We start from the raw sequence: 22436 nt of genomic DNA on the forward strand, positions 1-22436 counted from the left end.
GGAGAAAGTCGAGTTCAGATTTTCTGCACTTTCCAGAACCGGTGAAGTCCCAAACAACACACGCCACTCATCACCAATGCAGGAGAGCCACCATGGCCAACACCTCGTTACGCAAAGCCTCGTTGCAAAGCATGGAAGCGGAGATCGAGAGTCTGCTCAAGTCGTTGGAAAGCCTGAAAGACGACGCTTCGGACGAGTCGCGCAAGACCCTCAAGGCGCTCAAGGGCAACGCCGAAAGTGCACTGAAACATTCGCGCAGCCTGCTCAGCGATGCCTACGAAGAAGTCAAAGTCAAAACCCGCGAGACCGGGATCGCCACCCGTGACTACGCGCAGGAACATCCGTGGACGACCGCCGGTGTGGCGGTCGGTGCGCTGGGTCTGCTGGCCGCTTACTTGCTGTTCAAGCGCGGCGAGTGATCTGCCTGGCGCAGCTCGTTCCTGAGCCACTGCGCCAATTGCCGGGCGCGCCCGTCGGCGGCGCGCTTGGGTAGCCACAACGCCAGTTGCGCCGGGGTTTCGCAAAAGCCCCATGGCGCGACCAGGCGCCCGGCCTTCAAGTCTTCAGCCACCAATGGCTCCGGCGCAATCGCCACTCCCAAACCGGCGACAGCCGCTTCCAGCAAGTAATACAAATGCTCGAAACCTTGCCCCAGCTTCAACGCCTTGGCGTCGAGGCCGCTTTGCTGCGCCCAGCTCGGCCAGGCTTGTGGGCGCGAAGTCGTGTGCAGCACGGGCTCGTCGAGCAGGGCAGCGGGCGGTGCTGATTTCAGGCGCTCGTAACCACTGAACAATGGGCTCATGACCGGCCCGATTCGCTCGCTGGCCAGCTCGTACACCTGCATGTCGGCCGGCCATGGCGGTTCGGCGAACAGCAGCAGCGCATCCAGTCCGGGGCGGCGCGGATCGAGATCACCTTCACCGGCCGACAGGTGCAGACGCAAGTCCGGCAGATCGGCATTCAGCCTTCCCAGTCGCGGAATGAACCAGCGCGCCAGCAGGCTGCCGGAGCAGCCGAGCACGAACGGCGCGTCGGCGGTGCTTTGGGTCAGCTCGGCGCAGACGCTGCGCAAGCGGTCGAACGCCTCGCCGCTGGCGTCCCGCAGACGGATTCCGGCATCTGTGAGTTTCAAGCCGCGACCATCCTTGACGAACAGGCTGACACCGAGGTGCTCTTCCAGCACCTTGAGCTGGCGGCTGACCGCGCCGTGAGTGACGTGCAGCTGCTCGGCAGCCTGACTGACGCTGTTCAGTCGGGCGGTGGCTTCGAAGGCACGCAGGGCGTTCAGCGGAGGAAGGTCATGGCTCATGATATCTGTGAGTTTTCCTGACAGGTTGTGGCGATCTTATCGGTTTTCAGTCTGGAAGGTCAGGGGTAGAGTGAACGCCATTGTCTTCTCGTGAAATCCGCTGGAGCGAACCATGACCCAGACTTCGAACACCTCCGATCTGCGTAACGGCCCTGACGCCAACGGCCTGTTTGGCTCGTTCGGCGGCCGTTACGTCGCCGAAACCCTGATGCCGTTGATCCTCGATCTGGCCCGCGAATACGAAGCGGCCAAGGAAGATCCGGCGTTCAAAGAGGAACTGGCCTACTTCCAGCGCGACTACGTCGGCCGTCCGAGCCCGCTGTATTTCGCCGAGCGCCTGACCGAGTTCTGCGGTGGCGCCAAGATCTACCTCAAGCGCGAAGAGCTGAACCACACCGGCGCGCACAAGATCAACAACTGCATCGGCCAGATCCTGCTGGCGCGGCGCATGGGCAAAAAACGCATCATCGCCGAGACTGGCGCCGGCATGCACGGCGTGGCCACCGCCACCGTAGCCGCGCGTTTCGGCCTGGATTGCGTGATCTACATGGGCACCACTGACATCGAGCGTCAGCAGGCCAACGTGTTCCGCATGAAACTGCTAGGCGCCGAAGTGATCCCGGTGGTCGCCGGCACCGGCACCCTGAAGGACGCGATGAACGAAGCGCTGCGTGACTGGGTGACCAACGTCGACAGCACCTTCTACCTGATCGGCACCGTGGCCGGCCCGCACCCTTATCCCGCGATGGTTCGCGACTTCCAGGCGGTGATCGGCAAGGAAACCCGCGAGCAGCTGCAAGCCCAGGAAGGTCGCCTGCCGGACAGCCTGGTGGCGTGCATCGGCGGCGGCTCCAACGCGATGGGCCTGTTCCACCCGTTCCTCGACGACAAGAGCGTGGAAATCATCGGCGTCGAAGCCGCCGGTTACGGCATCGAGACCGGCAAACACGCGGCCAGCCTCAACGGCGGCGTACCGGGTGTACTGCATGGCAACCGCACCTTCCTGCTGCAGGACGACGATGGCCAGATCATCGACGCCCACTCGATTTCCGCCGGCCTCGACTATCCGGGCATCGGTCCCGAGCACGCGTGGTTGCATGACATCGGCCGCGTCCAGTACACCTCGGTGACCGACGACGAAGCCCTCGCTGCGTTCCACCAGTGCTGCCGCCTCGAAGGCATCATCCCGGCACTGGAAAGCGCCCATGCCCTGGCCGAAGTATTCAAACGCGCACCGAAGCTGCCGAAGGATCACCTGATGGTGGTCAACCTGTCCGGCCGCGGTGACAAAGACATGCAGACCGTCATGCACCACATGGAAACCTCCAAGCAGGAGAAACACTGATGAGCCGCCTGCAAACCCGCTTTGCCGAACTCAAGGAACAGAACCGCGCCGCCCTGGTGACCTTTGTCACTGCCGGTGACCCGGACTACGACACTTCGCTGGCAATTCTCAAAGGCTTGCCGAAAGCCGGCGCCGACGTGATTGAACTGGGCATGCCGTTCACCGACCCGATGGCCGACGGCCCGGCGATTCAGCTGGCGAACATCCGTGCCTTGGGTGCCAAGCAGAACCTGATCAAAACCCTGCAAATGGTTCGCGAGTTCCGCAAGGACAACAGCGACACGCCGCTGGTGCTGATGGGCTACTTCAACCCGATCCACAAGTTCGGCGTCGAGCGTTTCATCGCCGAAGCCAAAGAAGCCGGCGTTGATGGCCTGATCGTGGTCGACATGCCACCGGAGCACAACTCGGAGCTGTGCGACCCGGCCCAGGCTGCAGGCATCGACTTCATCCGCCTGACCACGCCGACCACCGATGATGTGCGTCTGCCGAAAGTACTGAACGGCAGCTCCGGCTTCGTTTACTACGTGTCGGTCGCCGGTGTGACCGGTGCCGGTGCGGCGACTCTGGAACACGTCGAGGAAGCGGTGGCGCGTCTGCGTCGTCATACCGACCTGCCGATCAGCATCGGTTTCGGTATCCGTACGCCGGAGCAGGCTGCGTCCATCGCGCGTCTGGCCGATGGCGTGGTGGTGGGGTCGGCGCTGATCGATCACATCGCCAATGCGACAACTCCGGACCAGGCCATCGACGGCGTGCTGAGCCTGTGCTCGGCGTTGTCCGAAGGCGTGCGTAAGGCCCGCGTCAGCTGAAGGTAAAGTTCCTGATACAGAGGAATTAGCGCCTCGCGGCACAGACTAATTCAGCAAGACCGAGGGATTCAGGACCACGTTCTGAATCCCTTTTTGCTGTCAGTGCAGTGAGGAAAACCCATGAAAATGCCGAAACGTCTGATTGCCAGTCTGGGCGTGCTGATGATCAGCGCCACGCCGCTGCTGGCCAGCGCCGACCCACGCGACGATCACGACCACGGCGGCCCGCAACAGGGCCACTACGACGATCGCGGTGGCGACCACCATGATTGGCAAAGCAGCCATCGGGGCGGCCCGCCACCTCGAGACTTCGGGCCGGTGCGTCAGGTGATCCGTGACAATCACGGCTACTTCGTTCGCGGTGCACCGCCACCGCCGGGCATTCGCCTGGAACGCGGTCGGCCGTTGCCCCACGGCTACTATGGCGAGCGGCTGGATCCCCGGGCGTTGGGGCGCTTGCCGGTGTATCCGGGCTATGAGTGGCGTCGAGCCGGTGGCGATATCGTGTTGATCGCAGTGGGTACCGGGATCGTCTACGAAATTCTGGATGGCGTTCTGTACTGATTTACAGGCAATAAAAAAGACCGCAGCCTTGCACAGGCTGCGGTCTTTTGTTTTTCAGGGCCGTTGTTTTTCAGGGCAACTCCAGGCCGCCCGAAGCTTTGTGCAGTTTGCGCAAATGCTCGCCGATCTGCTTCACGTTGGCCTCGTTGGCGGCAATCTCTGCCGCTCGCTTCGGTTCCAGCAGCGCACGCACTTCCTTGTCCAGATCACCGCTCAGCACCAAAAGCTGTTTCTGGCGCTGGCTGCTTTCGGCTTCCAGCCGGCTGAATTCGCTGGGTTGCGGCAGGCCGTAACCACGAGAATCGAGCAGTTCTGCCGGGCGACTGAGGAAGCCGCTGTTGGCGAGGATTTGCTGCAAGGTCGCGTTGGCTTTATCCATTCCGCCGTTTTCCAGCTCCCGGGCACCGAGGTAGCGTTGCTTGACCTCATCCTGGGCCAGCAGCAACTGGCGACGGAAACTCGCCTGCTCCAACAACAGCAACGCAGCGCTGGTACGCAGGTCCGCGCGTTCGAACCAGGGCCGTCGTTCTTCTGCCGACAGCGACAGCCATTCCTCGACGCTGGTCTGCTTGATCGGCAACTGCTTCTTCAGCACATCAAACATTGCCTGATAACGATCGCGGAACGAGTCGAAACGATACCCCAGACGCAACGCCTCTTTGGGGTTGTCCAGCACGCTGGTATCCGCCAGGCCCCGGCCCTTGAGCACTTCCAGCAGGCCGTTGGGCATGATGCTGTCGAGGCCGACAAGCTGCGAATTATTGCTGCCGCTGCGCAGCAGCTTCAGGCTTTCCACCGCGCAGTTGTTGGACAGGAAGAAGTAGTTGCCGTCGTAGCTCCAGTGCATTTCGGCGGCGTGTTCGACCACGTCTTCGATCTCGCTGCGCGACAGGTTCAGCGGCACCGAGGCGAGGCTGCGCAGCTCGGTCTTGGTGTACTCGTCGATCACCTGAGCCAACGGCAGAACAAACAGGCGCGACGGGTATTTGCCGACCAGTCCGTCCCAGCTCGACAGCTGCACATCGCCGACGAATGCGCGGTAGGACAGCACCAGATGCTGGTCCAGATCCAGTCGGCAGTCCGGCCCGCGTGGCCGGCCCGGTGCGCAGATCACCAGGCGCAACATGCTGTGTCCCCAGCGGCTGACCCAGTTCTGATTCGCTTCGGCCAGCAGGTAGTCGATGGCGTAGACACGTTCCGGATCGACCTGCCCCAGTGGTTGCTTGGCAAAGTCATTGCCGGCATTCAGGAACGCGAAGGATTTGGCGCAGGTGTCTTTTTCCGGCGGCGCCCAGCCGAAGTGTTCCTTGTAATAGCGGTACAGCGCCGGGCGGCGGCAGGCGTAGCTCGGGTCGAGGAGGAAGTACTCCATGTTGACCGCGACGAACTCCTTCGGACTGGAGATTTCGTACAGGTCCGGGCTGCGGGCGATCTGCCGGTTGTGCTGTTCACGTTCACCACGGCGGCCGACGTATTGCTGCCAGCCAGCGAGGTCGAGCAGGCGCGGGTCATCGCTGAGGGTGAAGCGCCGGTCGTTCTGGCCACGGCACTCGTCCGGGAGGCCGATCAGTCCGGCACTGTTGTTGCGGCGGGTGCAGCGCTGGATCAGCGTGCGCTCGGCGGCTGGCCACAGGCGTGCGCGATCATAAATGTGGGTGATTTCGTGCAGCACCGTAGCGAGCAATTCCTGCCGCACAGTGCCGTGGGGGCGACTGGTCTTTTGTTTGGCTGCGCTGCCGTCGGTGAGACTGGCGAGCAGTTTGCGGTTCAGGTCCAGCTCGGAAACAAGAGCCGCCTCACCGTAGGCATTGTCGGGCATCTCGTCGGTCCAGCCGACATCGATACGTCGATCCAGACGTTCGATGAAGCTGGGCGGCAGTTTCTGCATTGCTTCATCGAGCAGCGCCTGACTGGCCTGTTGTTGGGCGGGGCTCAGACCCTCGGTCTTGAGCCGCAGTTGCAGGCTGGCGTGGGCGTTGCTGCCGATCAGCAGCAGCGCCCCGGCCAGCAGCCAGGCGCTGAGAGACTTCACAATGCGAGGATGGCTTCGGCGAGTACCTGGTCGCTGGCGTCGCGGGCTTCCGGCACGCGGGTGCGCAAGGTATTGAGGGCGGCTTCCAGGTGCGCGCCACGGATATCACCGTTGCTGGCAACGAAGCTGGCGGCGTCGTCGTGGGCTTCGCGGATGATTTTCGAATCGCGGATCGACGTGGTGGTGTCGGACGTGAAATCGATGGTGCGCTGGGAGGCACGAACGATGATGTTACTGGTGGCTACCAGGGTGTGCGCCTGGGCCATATCGGCCAACAACAGCAGGCCAAGGGCGGCAGCAATCAGCGGGCTACGCATGGAACGACTCCGGAGGGGGCAAGAATAACTATTGGACGAGAATTGCCTGTGCCAGTTCAAGGTCGCTTACATGAAGTTTTGGCCGGGATTTACGCAGGTAATGCAGTGCGGATTCCAGCTGGGCGCCTCGCAATTGGCCGTCACTGGCAACGAATGCCGCGGCATCGTCGTGGGCGGCGAACAACAGTTTACGGTCGAAAGGCGCGGAAGACACCATGCTGGTGGCGTAACCGCTGACGACGGTGTTTTGCGTCGAGACGTCAAAGGCATCGACCGAGGTCGCCCAGCAGGCAGTGAGCAGAACAGAAGGGATAAGCAGATTTTGATAAAAACGCATGAGTCTCAGGAGCTGTTAGCGAGTCCCAAGGCTAGCGCAATGCCCGATCCAGAGCCAGCGGCGAAACATCGGGACACGGCTGGCGTGTCCCTTCCAGCAACGTCGGATCAGATCGCCAGGATGGCTTGTGCCAGTTGTGCGTCGGTCGCATTCAGCTGCGGGGCCTGATGACGAATGAGGTCCAGGGCACTTTCCAGTTTTACGCCGCGGATCTGGCCTTTGCTGGCTACGAAGCTGGCAGCGTCGTCACGGGCAGCGATCACGACTTTGTTGTCACGCAGCGAAGAGCTGACGTCGGAAGTCGCGTCCGAAGAGGACTTCAGTGCGCCAACAACGGCGTCGGTGGTCACGATGAAGCTGGTAGCGCTGGCATTGGCAGCCACAGCCAGCAGGGCGGCAGCGCTGAGCAGGCGAAGACGGGACATGGTGTAACTCCTCTGGAAATTTCGTATTGAGAGGTGGCTTGGTGTCTGGGGAGTCAGACGCCAGTCGCACGGCATTCGCCACGTTCTGCCCGGATATTAGGCCTGTGTGGGAGGTTTCGCACAGAGGGCAAAATGCTAGCGCCAGAAGGGTTTCTCCAGCTCGTTCAGTCGATCCGCGTGGCTGAGGCCGAGATCGGCGAGATCCCGCCCATCGAGTTGAGCCAGCAGGCGCCGTGTCCTGGTGCGTTCCAGGCCTTGCCAGAAGCTTTTGAATAGCCGCCGTACAAGACCGCAGTGGGGAGAGCGTTCGACTGTAACAGCTGAAACATCCTGTAAGTGATTCATGACGTCTTCCTTAAGTCAGTGGGGGCGGAAGGTCATGTTGAGCTGAATGCAGTGAGCACGGCAGATACACTGCGGCAAAATTGTACTGGTCCAGTTTTGGTTGTGATGGAACTGTACCTGTCTGCGATACGGGCACCTGTATCGCATGTTTTCCGACCCCAAAACGACAAGACCCGTCGCGGTTTCCCGCGACGGGTCTTGTTTGTTCAATTCGGGTTGCTGGCGGTGGGTCTGGCGACCAGAGCCAGCGACGCTACTTAGCGCCAGAACGGCTTGCTGAGCTCTTCGTAGCGTTGTGCTTCGCTGATACCGGCGTCAGCCAGCAGACGCGAATCCAGACGAGCCAGTTGATGGCGGCTGGAGATGCGGCGCTGCCACAACATCAGGTTGGCGATAACGCGCAGAGGCAGGGAAGCCTGGGTTTTTGCAGCTTTGTCTTCGAAGAACAGTTCGGAACTGAGTGTACGTTCCATGGTTGACATCCTTCCGCTTGTGGCGGGATCAGGTAGTGGTTTAACTGGTGCCCATGATCCTCTCGTTTGGCCAGACTCTCTAGATACAGTTCACTTGTATTGTGAGTGACCAGTTAACTGTTTATAGGGGGTGTACGGGTCAAAATCGCGCAAACTGTACCTGTCTGCGCCTATTTGGTGCATTTTTGCTCGATTCGATGAATCGAGTAGGTAAAAGCTGTAGGAAAAGACCAGTACAGCAGTACAGTTTTTGACGGGATTGGAGGTTTTCAAATTTCCGCTGACGAAACTGTGTTTGCGCCAGCGGAATATCTGTGCGGATCAAGCCTTCAGCATGCGTCCGGTTTCTTCCAGATTGATGTGCCAGCTCAGGGCCTCACGCAGGATGTGCGGGGTGTGGCCGCCGATGGTGCAGGCTTTGTCGAAGTAGTCATTCAGCGCCTGGCGGTAGTCCGGGTGCACACAGTTGTCGATGATGACCCGGGCGCGTTCCCGTGGCGCCAGGCCGCGCAGGTCGGCCAGACCCACCTCGGTCACCAGGATGTCGACGTCATGCTCGGTATGGTCGACATGGCTGACCATCGGCACCACGCTGGAAATCGCGCCACCCTTGGCGATCGACTTGGTCACGAACACCGCCAGGTGCGCGTTGCGCGCGAAGTCGCCGGAACCGCCAATGCCGTTCATCATCCGCGTACCGCAGACGTGGGTAGAGTTGACGTTGCCGTAGATGTCGAACTCCAGGGCCGTGTTGATGCCGATGATGCCCAGGCGCCGAACTACTTCCGGATGGTTCGAGATCTCCTGCGGGCGCAGCACCAGTTTGTCCTTGTACTTCTCCAGGTTGCCGAACACGTCGCTGTTGCGCCGTTCCGACAGGGTGATCGAACTGCCCGAGGCGAAGCTCAGCTTGCCGGCGTCGATCAGGTCGAAGGTCGAGTCCTGCAGCACTTCGGAGTACATGGTCAGGTCTTCGAACGGCGAATCGATCAGCCCGCACATCACCGCGTTGGCAATGTTGCCGATCCCGGCCTGCAGCGGGCCGAGTTTGTTGGTCATGCGTCCGGCATCGACTTCCTGCTTGAGGAAGGTGATCAAGTGATCGGCGATGGCTTTGGTGTCGACATCCGGCGACGACACTGTAGACGGCGAATCCGACTGCTGGGTGATGACGATGGCGACGATCTTCTCCGGCGGAATCGGGATCGCGGTGCTGCCGATGCGGTCGTCGACCTTTACCAGCGGGATGGGCGTGCGGGTCGGGCGATAGGTCGGGATATAGATGTCATGCAGACCTTCGAGGTTGGCGTTGTGCGCCAGGTTGATTTCGACGATCACGTGTTTGGCGAAGATCGCGAAGCTCGCCGAGTTGCCCACCGAGGTGGTCGGCACGATGTGGCCTTGCTCGGTGATGGCGACGGCCTCGATCACCGCGATGTCCGGCAGCTTCAATTGCTGGTTGCGCAGTTGTTCGACGGTTTCCGACAGATGCTGGTCGATGAACATCACTTCGCCGGCGTTGATCGCCTTGCGCAAGGTGCTGTCGACCTGGAACGGCATGCGTCGGGACAGGACGCCGGCCTCGGTCAGTTGCTTGTCGAGGTCGTTGCCCAGGCTGGCACCGGTCATCAGGCTGATCTTCAGCGGCGTGACCTTGGCTCGCTCGGCCAGTGCATGGGGAACGGCCTTGGCTTCGCCGGCGCGGGTGAAGCCGCTCATGCCGACGGTCATGCCGTCCTCAATCAGCGCAGCGGCGTCGGCGGCGCTCATCACTTTTTCCAACAACGAAGGCAGGCGAATACGGTCACGGTACATGGATTATTTTCTCGGGCAGCGAGTAGCAGGATGCGCAGTCTAGTGAATTTCGCGGGCGCCTGTCCCGCTACCAAGGTCGCAAACGAGGCGTCTATTTAGCGGGTTTCAAGTAAAACACCGTTACCGGATCTGCAACAACGCGGCAAATTGTCCGACGGTTTTTGCAAACAAAAACGCCCCGACAAGTCGGGGCGTCCGGTACAGCAGCGAGCGATTTACTCGACCGCTTTGACCATGTCTTCGATGACTTTTTTCGCGTCGCCGAACACCATCATTGTCTTGTCCAGGTAGAACAGTTCGTTGTCCAGACCGGCATAGCCGCTGGCCATCGAGCGCTTGTTGACGATGATGGTCTTGGCCTTGAACGCTTCGAGGATCGGCATGCCGGCAATCGGCGATTTCGGATCGTTCTTGGCGGCCGGGTTGACCACGTCGTTGGCGCCGAGCACCAGTACCACGTCGGCCTGACCGAATTCGGAGTTGATGTCTTCCATCTCGAACACCTGGTCGTACGGCACTTCGGCCTCGGCCAGCAGCACGTTCATGTGGCCAGGCATCCGACCGGCCACCGGGTGGATCGCGTACTTCACGGTCACGCCGTGGTGGGTCAGCTTCTCGGTCAGCTCTTTCAAGGCGTGCTGTGCACGGGCTACCGCCAGACCGTAACCCGGAACGATGATCACGGTGTCGGCGTTGGTCAGCAGGAAGGTCGCGTCGTCAGCCGAACCGGATTTCACCGGACGGGCTTCCTTCTCACCGGCAGGACCGGCGTCCGCCGTATTGCCGAAACCGCCGAGCAGTACATTAAAGAAGGAACGGTTCATCGCCTTGCACATGATGTACGAGAGGATCGCACCGGACGAACCCACCAGGGAGCCGGCAATGATCAGCATCGAGTTGTTCAGCGAGAAACCGATACCTGCCGCCGCCCAGCCGGAATAGCTGTTGAGCATCGACACCACCACCGGCATGTCGGCGCCGCCGATCGGGATGATGATCAGCACGCCCATGACGAACGCCAGGGCCAGCATCAGTGCGAACGCGGCGAGGTTGCCGGTGAGCATGAAGGTGATGCCGAGGATCAGCGTCGCCAGACCCAGCACGGCGTTCAGCTTGTGCTGACCACTGAACTGTACCGGTGCACCCTGGAACAGGCGGAACTTGTACTTGCCCGACAGCTTGCCGAATGCGATCACCGAACCGGAGAAGGTAATGGCACCAATGGCCGCGCCGAGGAACAGCTCCAGACGGTTGCCCGCCGGGATCGAGTCGCCCAGTTGCTTGACGATGCCCAGCGACTGAGGCTCAACCACAGCGGCGATAGCGATGAACACTGCTGCCAGGCCGATCATGCTGTGCATGAACGCAACCAGTTCCGGCATCTTGGTCATTTCAACGCGCTTGGCCATGATCGAACCGGCGGTGCCGCCGATCAGCAGACCGACAATCACGTAGCCGATGCCGGCAGTCGCCAATTCAGCCCCGAGCTTATAGATGAGGCCGATGGTGGTCAGGATCGCCAACGCCATGCCGAGCATGCCGAACAGGTTGCCGCGGCGCGACGTGGTCGGGTGCGACAGGCCTTTGAGGGCCTGGATGAAGCAGATCGACGCGATCAGGTAGAGCGTCGTGACGAGGTTCATGCTCATTACTTAGGCGCCTCTTCTTTTGCTTTCGGGGCTTTCTTCTTGAACATCTCAAGCATGCGGCGGGTGACCAGGAAGCCACCGAACACGTTGACCGCGGCCAGCGCCACGGCGAGGGTGCCCATGGTCTTGCCCAGCGGGGTGACGGTCAGGGCGGCCGCGAGCATGGCGCCGACGATCACGATCGCCGAAATGGCGTTGGTCACCGCCATCAGCGGCGTGTGCAGCGCGGGTGTAACGTTCCAGACCACGTGGTAACCGACATAAATCGCCAGCACGAAGATGATCAGGTTGTAGATACCGGGGGAGATAAGCTCTTCCATCGTCTGAATCCCTGCTTAGGCGTTTTTGCGGATGACTTGGCCGTCGCGGCACATCAGGCACGCGGCGACGATGTCGTCTTCGAGGTTCACTTCGAACTGGCCTTCTTTGGTGAAGACCAGCTTCAGGAAGTCCAGCAGGTTGCGTGCGTACAGCGCCGAAGCGTCTGCGGCGACTTCACCGGCGAGGTTGGTCGGGCCGACGATGGTCACGCCGTTCTCGATCACGACCTGATCGGCCACAGTCAGCGGGCAGTTGCCACCCTGGGCAGCAGCGAGGTCGATGACCACCGAACCGGGTTTCATCTGCGCCACAGTGTCCGCGCTCAACAGCACCGGTGCCTTGCGGCCCGGGATCAGTGCGGTGGTGATGACGATGTCAGCCTGCTTGGCGCGCTCGTGCACGGCCTGGGCCTGACGCTGCATCCAGCTCGCCGGCATCGGGCGTGCATAACCGCCGACGCCGACCGCGCATTCGCGTTCTTCATCGGTCTCGTAAGGCACGTCGACGAACTTGGCGCCGAGGGATTCGATCTGTTCCTTCACGGCCGGACGTACGTCGGACGCTTCGATGACGGCACCCAGACGTTTCGCCGTGGCAATCGCCTGCAACCCGGCCACGCCTGCCCCCAGAATCAGCACGCGTGCCGCTTTCACGGTGCCCGCAGCGGTCATCAGCATCGGCATGAAGCGCGGGTAGTAGTGGGCGGCCAGCAACACGGCCTTGTAGCCGGCAATGTTCGCCTGGGACGACAGTACGTCGAGGCTCTGGGCCCGGGACGTACGTGGCGCCGCTTCCAGGGCGAACGCGGTAATCCCGCACTCGGCCATCTTCGCGATTGTGTCGTTGTTGAACGGGTTGAGCATGCCCACCAGCACCGTTCCGCGCTTGATCAGCGTCAGTTCGGCATCGCTTGGCGCGACCACTTTGAGAATCAGCTCGGCGCCAAACGCGTCATTGGCACTGCCAATGGTTGCGCCTGCCGCTTCATAGGCACTGTCCACAACACTGGCTTTTACGCCGGCGCCGGTTTGCACAGTGACCTTATGACCTTGGCTGATCAGCTTTTTAATGGTTTCCGGGGTTGCAGCAACCCGTGTTTCACCGGTCTGGGTTTCGAGAGGAACACCAATGTGCACGTCAAATCTCCTGCGTGATCTTATTGAGTAAACCCATGCACTACGGATGGTGCGACTGGGGCGGCCGATCAGCACGATCCCGCCAAATCAGGGCGGGGCGCGGCATTTTGCAGGCGAAGTTTATGCCCTTCAAGGGATTATGACGGGTGACGGAAAATTAACTACAAGTCATCCCGTGACCGAATGTCGCAGATAGCCAGCTGAATCCCTTACAGGCCGTGCCTTTCAAGGAGTCTGGATGAATTTGAAGAATTTTCTCATCGGTGACGTGAATAGGCCGCAATGAGTCGCGAATGAGGGCTCAAAGCCACGTCGGCAGGCGCTTGTGGGACGTCTGTACGACTTTCGGATACAGTCTGTCGATTTGCGACAAATAGTTATATCTGTAGGGCTTTGAATATCCTGACTACGGGGTTAGCAATCGCTGAAAGCCTTTATCCTTCTAGGTTGTAGCTGTGTGCCTGATTTACCAGCCAGTCGCGAAATGCCTTGAGTGACGCGGATTCGACCTTTCGCTCCGGAATCATCAGGTAATACGCCTTGATGCTGGAGAGTGCGTTCGGGTTGGCTATCACCAAGCGTTTCTCGGCCAATTCGCGCTGGATCAGGAACGGTGGGATCAGCGCGATGCCCATGTCGTGCATGGCTGCCTGGGCCAGCATGGAGAATAGCTCGTAGCGCGGACCTGTCATGTCGCGGGGGATATTCAGGTGTTGCGAGTTGAACCACTGTCGCCAGGCGTAGGGGCGGGTGGTTTGCTGGAGGAGAGGGAGATCGGCGATTTCATCGGGTGTCAGGTGCGCCTTGTTGCCGAGCAGGGCGGGACTGCACACCGGCATCGGATTCTCACCCATCAGCCTGTGGGATTCGGTACCCGACCAATCGGCATCGCCGAAATAGATGGCGGCATCGAAGTCGGTGTCGGCAAACAGGAAGGGGCGGGTTCGGTTGGTCAGGTTGACCGTCACTTCCGGGTGCTTGAGCTGGAAGTCCTTCAGTCTTGGCAGCAGCCATTGCGTGCCGAAGGTGGGCACCACAGCGAGCTCGATCACGTTGGTGCCCTGCTGACCCATCACCGACAGGGTGTCGCGCTCCACGGCATCGAGTTGGGTGGCAACCCGGCGGCTGTAGGAAAGACCCGCTTCGGTCAGCTTCACTCCGCGTCGCGAGCGTCGGAAGAGTTCGACACTGAGGAAGTCCTCAAGGCTGGCGATCTGTCGGCAGATGGCGCCCTGGGTGAGGGAAAGTTCTTCGGCGGCCTTGGTAAAGCTCTCGTGACGAGCGGCTGCCTCGAAGCTGATCAGGGCGGTGGTGCTGGGTATCTTGCGGCGCATGTACGTCAACCTCACTAATACGTCGCATATAAGGCACTTGGCGACGTTTCGGAGTGAGAAATTAGCACAACAGGATGCGAAATCCTCGTTTGCCGGGAGGGCGAAGCGCGCCTAGGATCAATGCCACGTTAATTCACCCGATTTGCGAGGACTCACTCATGGGCGGTAAAGCTAGCTTCAACTGGATCGATCCACTGCTGCTGGATCAACAGCTGACTGAAGAAGAACGCATGATCCGCGACACTGCCGAGCAATTCGCCCAGCAGAGCCTCGCGCCACGCGTTCTTGAAGCCTTCCGCCATGAGAAGACTGACCCGGCGATCTTTCGTGAGATGGGTGAAGTCGGCCTGTTGGGCGCGACCATCCCCGAGCAGTACGGTGGCAGCGGTCTCAACTACGTCAGCTACGGCCTGATTGCCCGTGAAGTCGAGCGCGTGGACTCCGGCTACCGTTCGATGATGAGTGTGCAGTCCTCGCTGGTGATGGTGCCGATCAACGAATTCGGTACTGAAGCACAGAAACAGAAGTATCTGCCGAAACTGGCTTCCGGCGAGTGGATCGGCTGCTTCGGTCTGACCGAGCCGAACCACGGTTCCGACCCGGGCGCGATGATTACGCGTGCACGCAAAGTCGAAGGCGGCTACAGCCTGACCGGCGCCAAGATGTGGATCACCAACAGTCCGATCGCCGATGTGTTCGTGGTCTGGGCCAAGGACGACGCCGGCGATATTCGCGGCTTTGTATTGGAGAAGGGCTGGAAAGGCCTGAGCGCTCCGGCGATTCACGGCAAGGTCGGCCTGCGGGCATCGATCACCGGCGAAATCGTCATGGACAACGTGTTCGTACCGGAAGAAAACATCTTCCCGGACGTGCGTGGTCTGAAAGGTCCGTTCACCTGTCTCAACTCTGCACGTTATGGCATCTCCTGGGGTGCACTGGGTGCGGCTGAATTCTGCTGGCATACCGCTCGTCAGTACACCCTGGATCGCCAACAGTTCGGTCGTCCGCTGGCCGCTACTCAGTTGATCCAGAAGAAGCTGGCTGACATGCAGACCGAAATCACTCTGGCACTGCAAGGCTGCCTGCGTCTGGGTCGCATGAAAGATGAAGGCACTGCTGCGGTTGAAATCACTTCGATCATGAAGCGCAACTCCTGCGGCAAATCGCTGGATATCGCTCGCATGGCCCGTGACATGCTGGGCGGCAACGGGATCTCTGATGAATTTGGGGTGGCACGTCATCTGGTTAACCTGGAAGTGGTGAATACCTATGAAGGTACTCACGACGTTCACGCGCTGATTCTTGGTCGTGCGCAGACCGGCCTGCAGGCGTTCTATTAACAGGAGAGCGACCATGGGCGCGCTGTCGCATCTGCGGGTACTGGATTTATCGCGAGTGCTGGCTGGCCCATGGGCCGGGCAGATTCTTGCCGACCTTGGGGCGGAAGTGATCAAGGTCGAGCGCCCGGGCAATGGTGACGACACTCGCGCCTGGGGGCCGCCCTTCCTGAAAGACGCTTATGGTGAGAACACCAGCGAGGCGGCTTATTACCTGTCGGCCAACCGCAACAAGCAATCGGTGACGATTGATTTCACGCGTCCCGAAGGTCAGAAACTGGTGCGGGAGCTGGCAGCCAAGTCGGACATCCTGATCGAGAACTTCAAGGTCGGTGGGTTGGCGGCTTATGGTCTGGACTATGAGTCGCTGAAGGCGATCAATCCGGATCTGATCTACTGCTCAATCACCGGTTTCGGTCAGACCGGGCCGTATGCCAAACGCGCGGGTTATGACTTCATGATCCAGGGGCTCGGCGGGCTGATGAGCCTTACTGGGCGCCCCGAAGGTGATGAGGGTGCCGGGCCGGTGAAAGTGGGTGTGGCGCTCACAGATATCTTGACGGGGCTTTATTCGACCGTGGCGATCCTGGCAGCGCTGGCTCACCGTGATCACGATGGTGGCGGTCAGCATATTGATATGGCGCTGCTGGATGTGCAGGTGGCGTGCCTGGCTAACCAGGCAATGAACTACCTGACGACGGGCAATGCGCCAAAGCGGCTGGGCAATGCGCATCCTAATATCGTGCCGTACCAGGACTTTCCTACGGCTGATGGTGACTTCATTCTCACAGTGGGTAATGACGGGCAGTTCCGCAAATTTGCCGAGGTGGCGGGGCAGCCGCAGTGGGCGGACGATCCGCGTTTCGCGACCAATAAACTGCGTGTGGCGAACCGGGCGGTGCTGATTCCGTTGATCCGTCAGGCGACAGTCTTCAAGACGACCGCCGAGTGGGTCGCTCAGCTGGAGCAGGCGGGTGTGCCGTGTGGGCCGATCAATGATCTGTCGCAGGTGTTCGAGGATCCGCAGGTGAAGTCTCGCGGGTTGGCGATTGAGTTGCCTCATGCGTTGGCAGGGATGGTGCCGCAGGTGGCCAGCCCGATTCGGTTGTCTCGGACGCCTGTCGAGTATCGTCGTGCGCCTCCTTTGTTGGGCGAGCATACGCTGGAGGTTTTGCAGCGGGTGCTGGGGCTGGGAGCGGGTACGGTGGCTGCGATGAAGGAGGATGGGGTGCTCTGAAGGTTCTCTCTATATAGAAGGGGTATTGAGTCCTTCTTCTATAATAGAGGGTATTGAGCGTTTTTTGGCCTATCTGCAAGTTATTGAAAGAAAACCAAATTAAGGGTTGACGGCAGATTCTGAGTCTCTATAATTCGCCCCACTTCCGGCGCAGTCGAAACGGAAAACTCCTTGAGATTCAATGAGTTAAGTAGGTTTCGATAGCGGATAGCTTCAGATCATCGAAGTCTGGAAGGAGTTGGAAATGCCGGTTTGTCTGGCGCTTTCAACGGTTCGGTCTTCTCGATCGAAAGCGGAGAAAAAGAGGTGTTGACAGCAGCGTGTAACGCTGTAGAATTCGCCTCCCGCCAACGAGAGATCGGAAGCGCAAGTGGTTGAAGTTGTTGAAGAAATCTTCGAAAACTTCTGAAAATAATCACTTGACAGCAAATGAGGCTGCTGTAGAATGCGCGCCTCGGTTGAGATGAAAGATCTTAACCAACCGCTCTTTAACAACTGAATCAAGCAATTCGTGTGGGTGCTTGTGGAGTCAGACTGATAGTCAACAAGATTATCAGCATCACAAGTTACTCCGCGAGAAATCAAAGATGTAACCAACGATTGCTGAGCCAAGTTTAGGGTTTCTTAAAAACCCAAAGATGTTTGAACTGAAGAGTTTGATCATGGCTCAGATTGAACGCTGGCGGCAGGCCTAACACATGCAAGTCGAGCGGATGAAGGGAGCTTGCTCCTGGATTCAGCGGCGGACGGGTGAGTAATGCCTAGGAATCTGCCTGGTAGTGGGGGACAACGTTTCGAAAGGAACGCTAATACCGCATACGTCCTACGGGAGAAAGCAGGGGACCTTCGGGCCTTGCGCTATCAGATGAGCCTAGGTCGGATTAGCTAGTTGGTGAGGTAATGGCTCACCAAGGCGACGATCCGTAACTGGTCTGAGAGGATGATCAGTCACACTGGAACTGAGACACGGTCCAGACTCCTACGGGAGGCAGCAGTGGGGAATATTGGACAATGGGCGAAAGCCTGATCCAGCCATGCCGCGTGTGTGAAGAAGGTCTTCGGATTGTAAAGCACTTTAAGTTGGGAGGAAGGGTTGTAGATTAATACTCTGCAATTTTGACGTTACCGACAGAATAAGCACCGGCTAACTCTGTGCCAGCAGCCGCGGTAATACAGAGGGTGCAAGCGTTAATCGGAATTACTGGGCGTAAAGCGCGCGTAGGTGGTTCGTTAAGTTGGATGTGAAATCCCCGGGCTCAACCTGGGAACTGCATCCAAAACTGGCGAGCTAGAGTATGGTAGAGGGTGGTGGAATTTCCTGTGTAGCGGTGAAATGCGTAGATATAGGAAGGAACACCAGTGGCGAAGGCGACCACCTGGACTGATACTGACACTGAGGTGCGAAAGCGTGGGGAGCAAACAGGATTAGATACCCTGGTAGTCCACGCCGTAAACGATGTCAACTAGCCGTTGGGAGCCTTGAGCTCTTAGTGGCGCAGCTAACGCATTAAGTTGACCGCCTGGGGAGTACGGCCGCAAGGTTAAAACTCAAATGAATTGACGGGGGCCCGCACAAGCGGTGGAGCATGTGGTTTAATTCGAAGCAACGCGAAGAACCTTACCAGGCCTTGACATCCAATGAACTTTCCAGAGATGGATTGGTGCCTTCGGGAACATTGAGACAGGTGCTGCATGGCTGTCGTCAGCTCGTGTCGTGAGATGTTGGGTTAAGTCCCGTAACGAGCGCAACCCTTGTCCTTAGTTACCAGCACGTTATGGTGGGCACTCTAAGGAGACTGCCGGTGACAAACCGGAGGAAGGTGGGGATGACGTCAAGTCATCATGGCCCTTACGGCCTGGGCTACACACGTGCTACAATGGTCGGTACAAAGGGTTGCCAAGCCGCGAGGTGGAGCTAATCCCATAAAACCGATCGTAGTCCGGATCGCAGTCTGCAACTCGACTGCGTGAAGTCGGAATCGCTAGTAATCGCGAATCAGAATGTCGCGGTGAATACGTTCCCGGGCCTTGTACACACCGCCCGTCACACCATGGGAGTGGGTTGCACCAGAAGTAGCTAGTCTAACCTTCGGGAGGACGGTTACCACGGTGTGATTCATGACTGGGGTGAAGTCGTAACAAGGTAGCCGTAGGGGAACCTGCGGCTGGATCACCTCCTTAATCGACGACATCAGCTGCTCCATAAGTTCCCACACGAATTGCTTGATTCATTGAAGAAGACGAAAGAAGCAGCCCGAAATTGGGTCTGTAGCTCAGTTGGTTAGAGCGCACCCCTGATAAGGGTGAGGTCGGCAGTTCGAATCTGCCCAGACCCACCAATTTTGTGTGGGAAACGCCTGTAGAAATACGGGGCCATAGCTCAGCTGGGAGAGCGCCTGCCTTGCACGCAGGAGGTCAGCGGTTCGATCCCGCTTGGCTCCACCACTACTGCTTCTGAAGTAAGAGCTTAGAAATGAGCATTCCATTGTGTTGATGGTGAATGTTGATTTCTAGTCTTTGACTAGTTCGTTCTTTAAAAATTTGGGTATGTGATAGAAAGATAGACTGAACGTTACTTTCACTGGTAACGGATCAGGCTAAGGTAAAATTTGTGAGTTCTCTTAGTTGAGAAATTCGAATTTTCGGCGAATGTCGTCTTCACAGTATAACCAGATTGCTTGGGGTTATATGGTCAAGTGAAGAAGCGCATACGGTGGATGCCTTGGCAGTCAGAGGCGATGAAAGACGTGGTAGCCTGCGAAAAGCTTCGGGGAGTCGGCAAACAGACTTTGATCCGGAGATGTCTGAATGGGGGAACCCAGCCATCACAAGATGGTTATCTTGCACTGAATACATAGGTGCAAGAGGCGAACCAGGGGAACTGAAACATCTAAGTACCCTGAGGAAAAGAAATCAACCGAGATTCCCTTAGTAGTGGCGAGCGAACGGGGACTAGCCCTTAAGTGGCTTTGAGATTAGCGGAACGCTCTGGAAAGTGCGGCCATAGTGGGTGATAGCCCTGTACGCGAAAATCTCTTGGTCATGAAATCGAGTAGGACGGAGCACGAGAAACTTTGTCTGAATATGGGGGGACCATCCTCCAAGGCTAAATACTACTGACTGACCGATAGTGAACTAGTACCGTGAGGGAAAGGCGAAAAGAACCCCGGAGAGGGGAGTGAAATAGATCCTGAAACCGTATGCGTACAAGCAGTGGGAGCAGACTTTGTTCTGTGACTGCGTACCTTTTGTATAATGGGTCAGCGACTTATTTTCAGTGGCGAGCTTAACCGAATAGGGGAGGCGTAGCGAAAGCGAGTCTTAATAGGGCGTCTAGTCGCTGGGAATAGACCCGAAACCGGGCGATCTATCCATGGGCAGGTTGAAGGTTAGGTAACACTGACTGGAGGACCGAACCGACTACCGTTGAAAAGTTAGCGGATGACCTGTGGATCGGAGTGAAAGGCTAATCAAGCTCGGAGATAGCTGGTTCTCCTCGAAAGCTATTTAGGTAGCGCCTCATGTATCACTGTAGGGGGTAGAGCACTGTTTCGGCTAGGGGGTCATCCCGACTTACCAAACCGATGCAAACTCCGAATACCTACAAGTGCCGAGCATGGGAGACACACGGCGGGTGCTAACGTCCGTCGTGAAAAGGGAAACAACCCAGACCGTCAGCTAAGGTCCCAAAGTTATGGTTAAGTGGGAAACGATGTGGGAAGGCTTAGACAGCTAGGAGGTTGGCTTAGAAGCAGCCACCCTTTAAAGAAAGCGTAATAGCTCACTAGTCGAGTCGGCCTGCGCGGAAGATGTAACGGGGCTCAAACCATACACCGAAGCTACGGGTATCACGCAAGTGATGCGGTAGAGGAGCGTTCTGTAAGCCTGTGAAGGTGAGTTGAGAAGCTTGCTGGAGGTATCAGAAGTGCGAATGCTGACATGAGTAACGACAATGGGTGTGAAAAACACCCACGCCGAAAGACCAAGGTTTCCTGCGCAACGTTAATCGACGCAGGGTTAGTCGGTCCCTAAGGCGAGGCTGAAAAGCGTAGTCGATGGAAAACAGGTTAATATTCCTGTACTTCTGGTTATTGCGATGGAGGGACGGAGAAGGCTAGGCCAGCTTGGCGTTGGTTGTCCAAGTTTAAGGTGGTAGGCTGGAATCTTAGGTAAATCCGGGATTCTAAGGCCGAGAGCTGATGACGAGTTGCCTTTAGGCGACGAAGTGGTTGATGCCATGCTTCCAAGAAAAGCTTCTAAGCTTCAGATAACCAGGAACCGTACCCCAAACCGACACAGGTGGTTGGGTAGAGAATACCAAGGCGCTTGAGAGAACTCGGGTGAAGGAACTAGGCAAAATGGCACCGTAACTTCGGGAGAAGGTGCGCCGGTGAGGGTGAAGGACTTGCTCCGTAAGCCCATGCCGGTCGAAGATACCAGGCCGCTGCGACTGTTTATTAAAAACACAGCACTCTGCAAACACGAAAGTGGACGTATAGGGTGTGACGCCTGCCCGGTGCCGGAAGGTTAATTGATGGGGTTAGCTAACGCGAAGCTCTTGATCGAAGCCCCGGTAAACGGCGGCCGTAACTATAACGGTCCTAAGGTAGCGAAATTCCTTGTCGGGTAAGTTCCGACCTGCACGAATGGCGTAACGATGGCGGCGCTGTCTCCACCCGAGACTCAGTGAAATTGAAATCGCTGTGAAGATGCAGTGTATCCGCGGCTAGACGGAAAGACCCCGTGAACCTTTACTATAGCTTTGCACTGGACTTTGAATTTGCTTGTGTAGGATAGGTGGGAGGCTTTGAAGCGTGGACGCCAGTTCGCGTGGAGCCATCCTTGAAATACCACCCTGGCAACTTTGAGGTTCTAACTCAGGTCCGTTATCCGGATCGAGGACAGTGTATGGTGGGTAGTTTGACTGGGGCGGTCTCCTCCTAAAGAGTAACGGAGGAGTACGAAGGTGCGCTCAGACCGGTCGGAAATCGGTCGTAGAGTATAAAGGCAAAAGCGCGCTTGACTGCGAGACAGACACGTCGAGCAGGTACGAAAGTAGGTCTTAGTGATCCGGTGGTTCTGTATGGAAGGGCCATCGCTCAACGGATAAAAGGTACTCCGGGGATAACAGGCTGATACCGCCCAAGAGTTCATATCGACGGCGGTGTTTGGCACCTCGATGTCGGCTCATCACATCCTGGGGCTGAAGCCGGTCCCAAGGGTATGGCTGTTCGCCATTTAAAGTGGTACGCGAGCTGGGTTTAGAACGTCGTGAGACAGTTCGGTCCCTATCTGCCGTGGACGTTTGAGATTTGAGAGGGGCTGCTCCTAGTACGAGAGGACCGGAGTGGACGAACCTCTGGTGTTCCGGTTGTCACGCCAGTGGCATTGCCGGGTAGCTATGTTCGGAAAAGATAACCGCTGAAAGCATCTAAGCGGGAAACTTGCCTCAAGATGAGATCTCACTGGAACCTTGAGTTCCCTGAAGGGCCGTCGAAGACTACGACGTTGATAGGTTGGGTGTGTAAGCGCTGTGAGGCGTTGAGCTAACCAATACTAATTGCCCGTGAGGCTTGACCATATAACACCCAAGCAATTTGCGCTTAAAAGCCAGATTGCGGTGTGTGAAGACGAAAGAACCGAAAGTT

The 22436-nt window shown here is 58.2% G+C and carries 18 protein-coding genes, 2 tRNA genes and 2 rRNA genes; 10 read left to right on the forward strand and 12 right to left on the reverse strand.

The annotated features are described in order from the left end of the window. The first annotated feature begins 92 nt into the window (after positions 1 to 92). The gene (locus IF189_RS00520; protein WP_007953918.1) at positions 93 to 419 is read left to right on the forward strand and encodes a DUF883 family protein; all 327 of its coding nucleotides are present in this window, start codon (positions 93 to 95) and stop codon (positions 417 to 419) included. On the opposite strand, the gene IF189_RS00525 is transcribed toward IF189_RS00520, so the two are convergent. Further along, positions 392 to 1309 carry a LysR family transcriptional regulator gene (locus tag IF189_RS00525; RefSeq protein WP_192552661.1) on the reverse strand — a complete coding sequence of 306 codons (918 nt, stop codon included), beginning with the start codon at positions 1307 to 1309 and terminating at the stop codon, positions 392 to 394. The genes IF189_RS00520 and IF189_RS00525 overlap by 28 nt on opposite strands. Before the next feature lie 112 nt (positions 1310 to 1421). Here IF189_RS00525 and trpB point away from each other — a divergent pair, with 112 nt between their 5' ends. The 3 genes from trpB to IF189_RS00540 all read left to right on the forward strand — a co-directional run bounded on the left by trpB (position 1422) and on the right by IF189_RS00540 (position 4030). Further along, the gene (gene trpB, locus IF189_RS00530; RefSeq protein ID WP_085713009.1) at positions 1422 to 2654 is read left to right on the forward strand and encodes a tryptophan synthase subunit beta; all 1233 of its coding nucleotides are present in this window, start codon (positions 1422 to 1424) and stop codon (positions 2652 to 2654) included. Then, positions 2654 to 3466, forward strand: a complete 813-nt coding sequence (trpA, locus tag IF189_RS00535) for a tryptophan synthase subunit alpha (RefSeq protein ID WP_192552662.1) — start codon at positions 2654 to 2656, stop codon at positions 3464 to 3466. The genes trpB and trpA overlap by 1 nt, the downstream gene beginning before the upstream one ends. A gap of 120 nt (positions 3467 to 3586) precedes the next feature. Next, a complete protein-coding gene (locus IF189_RS00540; RefSeq protein WP_085713007.1) occupies positions 3587 to 4030 on the forward strand; it encodes an anti-virulence regulator CigR family protein in 444 nt (147 codons plus the stop codon). Between the two features lie 70 nt (positions 4031 to 4100). On the opposite strand, the gene IF189_RS00545 is transcribed toward IF189_RS00540, so the two are convergent. From IF189_RS00545 to IF189_RS00595, 11 genes are all read right to left on the reverse strand, one after another. Further along, positions 4101 to 6062, reverse strand: a complete 1962-nt coding sequence (locus IF189_RS00545) for a DUF4105 domain-containing protein (protein ID WP_134828659.1) — start codon at positions 6060 to 6062, stop codon at positions 4101 to 4103. Continuing rightward, on the reverse strand, positions 6059 to 6379 hold the full coding sequence (locus tag IF189_RS00550) for a DUF2388 domain-containing protein (RefSeq protein WP_065260625.1): 321 nt from the start codon (positions 6377 to 6379) through the stop codon (positions 6059 to 6061). Before IF189_RS00550 ends, IF189_RS00545 begins: the two co-directional genes overlap by 4 nt. Positions 6380 to 6407: 28 nt before the next feature. Beyond that, a complete protein-coding gene (locus IF189_RS00555) occupies positions 6408 to 6716 on the reverse strand; it encodes a DUF2388 domain-containing protein (RefSeq protein ID WP_134828660.1) in 309 nt (102 codons plus the stop codon). A gap of 107 nt (positions 6717 to 6823) precedes the next feature. Continuing rightward, positions 6824 to 7141, reverse strand: coding sequence for a DUF2388 domain-containing protein (locus IF189_RS00560; RefSeq protein ID WP_134828661.1), 318 nt, complete (start codon positions 7139 to 7141; stop codon positions 6824 to 6826). 135 nt (positions 7142 to 7276) lie between these two features. Next, on the reverse strand, positions 7277 to 7486 hold the full coding sequence (locus IF189_RS00565) for a DUF1127 domain-containing protein (protein WP_134828662.1): 210 nt from the start codon (positions 7484 to 7486) through the stop codon (positions 7277 to 7279). A gap of 257 nt (positions 7487 to 7743) precedes the next feature. After that, entirely contained in the window at positions 7744 to 7959 is a 216-nt protein-coding gene (locus IF189_RS00570) for a DUF1127 domain-containing protein (RefSeq protein WP_003220409.1), read from the reverse strand. 321 nt (positions 7960 to 8280) lie between these two features. Further along, the gene (locus tag IF189_RS00575) at positions 8281 to 9774 is read right to left on the reverse strand and encodes an acetyl-CoA hydrolase/transferase family protein (protein WP_134828663.1); all 1494 of its coding nucleotides are present in this window, start codon (positions 9772 to 9774) and stop codon (positions 8281 to 8283) included. Between the two features lie 215 nt (positions 9775 to 9989). Beyond that, positions 9990 to 11423 (reverse strand): NAD(P)(+) transhydrogenase (Re/Si-specific) subunit beta, encoded by a 1434-nt coding sequence (locus IF189_RS00580; protein ID WP_134828664.1) that lies wholly within the window; start codon positions 11421 to 11423, stop codon positions 9990 to 9992. Beyond that, positions 11423 to 11743, reverse strand: coding sequence for an NAD(P) transhydrogenase subunit alpha (locus tag IF189_RS00585; RefSeq protein WP_003220416.1), 321 nt, complete (start codon positions 11741 to 11743; stop codon positions 11423 to 11425). The genes IF189_RS00580 and IF189_RS00585 overlap by 1 nt, the downstream gene beginning before the upstream one ends. 15 nt (positions 11744 to 11758) lie before the next feature. Further along, entirely contained in the window at positions 11759 to 12880 is a 1122-nt protein-coding gene (locus tag IF189_RS00590; protein WP_114880919.1) for a Re/Si-specific NAD(P)(+) transhydrogenase subunit alpha, read from the reverse strand. 434 nt (positions 12881 to 13314) lie between these two features. Continuing rightward, on the reverse strand, positions 13315 to 14214 hold the full coding sequence (locus IF189_RS00595; RefSeq protein ID WP_134828665.1) for a LysR family transcriptional regulator: 900 nt from the start codon (positions 14212 to 14214) through the stop codon (positions 13315 to 13317). Between the two features lie 158 nt (positions 14215 to 14372). Here IF189_RS00595 and IF189_RS00600 point away from each other — a divergent pair, with 158 nt between their 5' ends. The 6 genes from IF189_RS00600 (at position 14373) to IF189_RS00625 (ending at position 22369) form a co-directional block, all read left to right on the forward strand. Further along, positions 14373 to 15554, forward strand: a complete 1182-nt coding sequence (locus IF189_RS00600; RefSeq protein ID WP_085712999.1) for an acyl-CoA dehydrogenase — start codon at positions 14373 to 14375, stop codon at positions 15552 to 15554. Positions 15555 to 15567: 13 nt separating this feature from the next. Further along, a complete protein-coding gene (locus IF189_RS00605; protein ID WP_134828666.1) occupies positions 15568 to 16788 on the forward strand; it encodes a CaiB/BaiF CoA transferase family protein in 1221 nt (406 codons plus the stop codon). 644 nt (positions 16789 to 17432) lie between these two features. After that, positions 17433 to 18969, forward strand: a 16S ribosomal RNA gene (locus tag IF189_RS00610). A gap of 81 nt (positions 18970 to 19050) precedes the next feature. Next, positions 19051 to 19127: transfer RNA gene (locus IF189_RS00615), tRNA-Ile, on the forward strand. A gap of 30 nt (positions 19128 to 19157) precedes the next feature. Continuing rightward, positions 19158 to 19233, forward strand: a tRNA-Ala gene (locus IF189_RS00620). A gap of 245 nt (positions 19234 to 19478) precedes the next feature. Then, a 23S ribosomal RNA gene (locus IF189_RS00625) occupies positions 19479 to 22369 on the forward strand. The 16S and 23S rRNA genes sit together here with 2 tRNA genes alongside, the layout of an rRNA operon. The last annotated feature ends 67 nt before the right edge of the window (positions 22370 to 22436 follow it).

It is taken from the genome of Pseudomonas sp. IzPS59 (genome assembly GCF_014863505.1).
GTDB classification, from domain to species: Bacteria; Pseudomonadota; Gammaproteobacteria; order Pseudomonadales; family Pseudomonadaceae; genus Aquipseudomonas; species Aquipseudomonas kribbensis.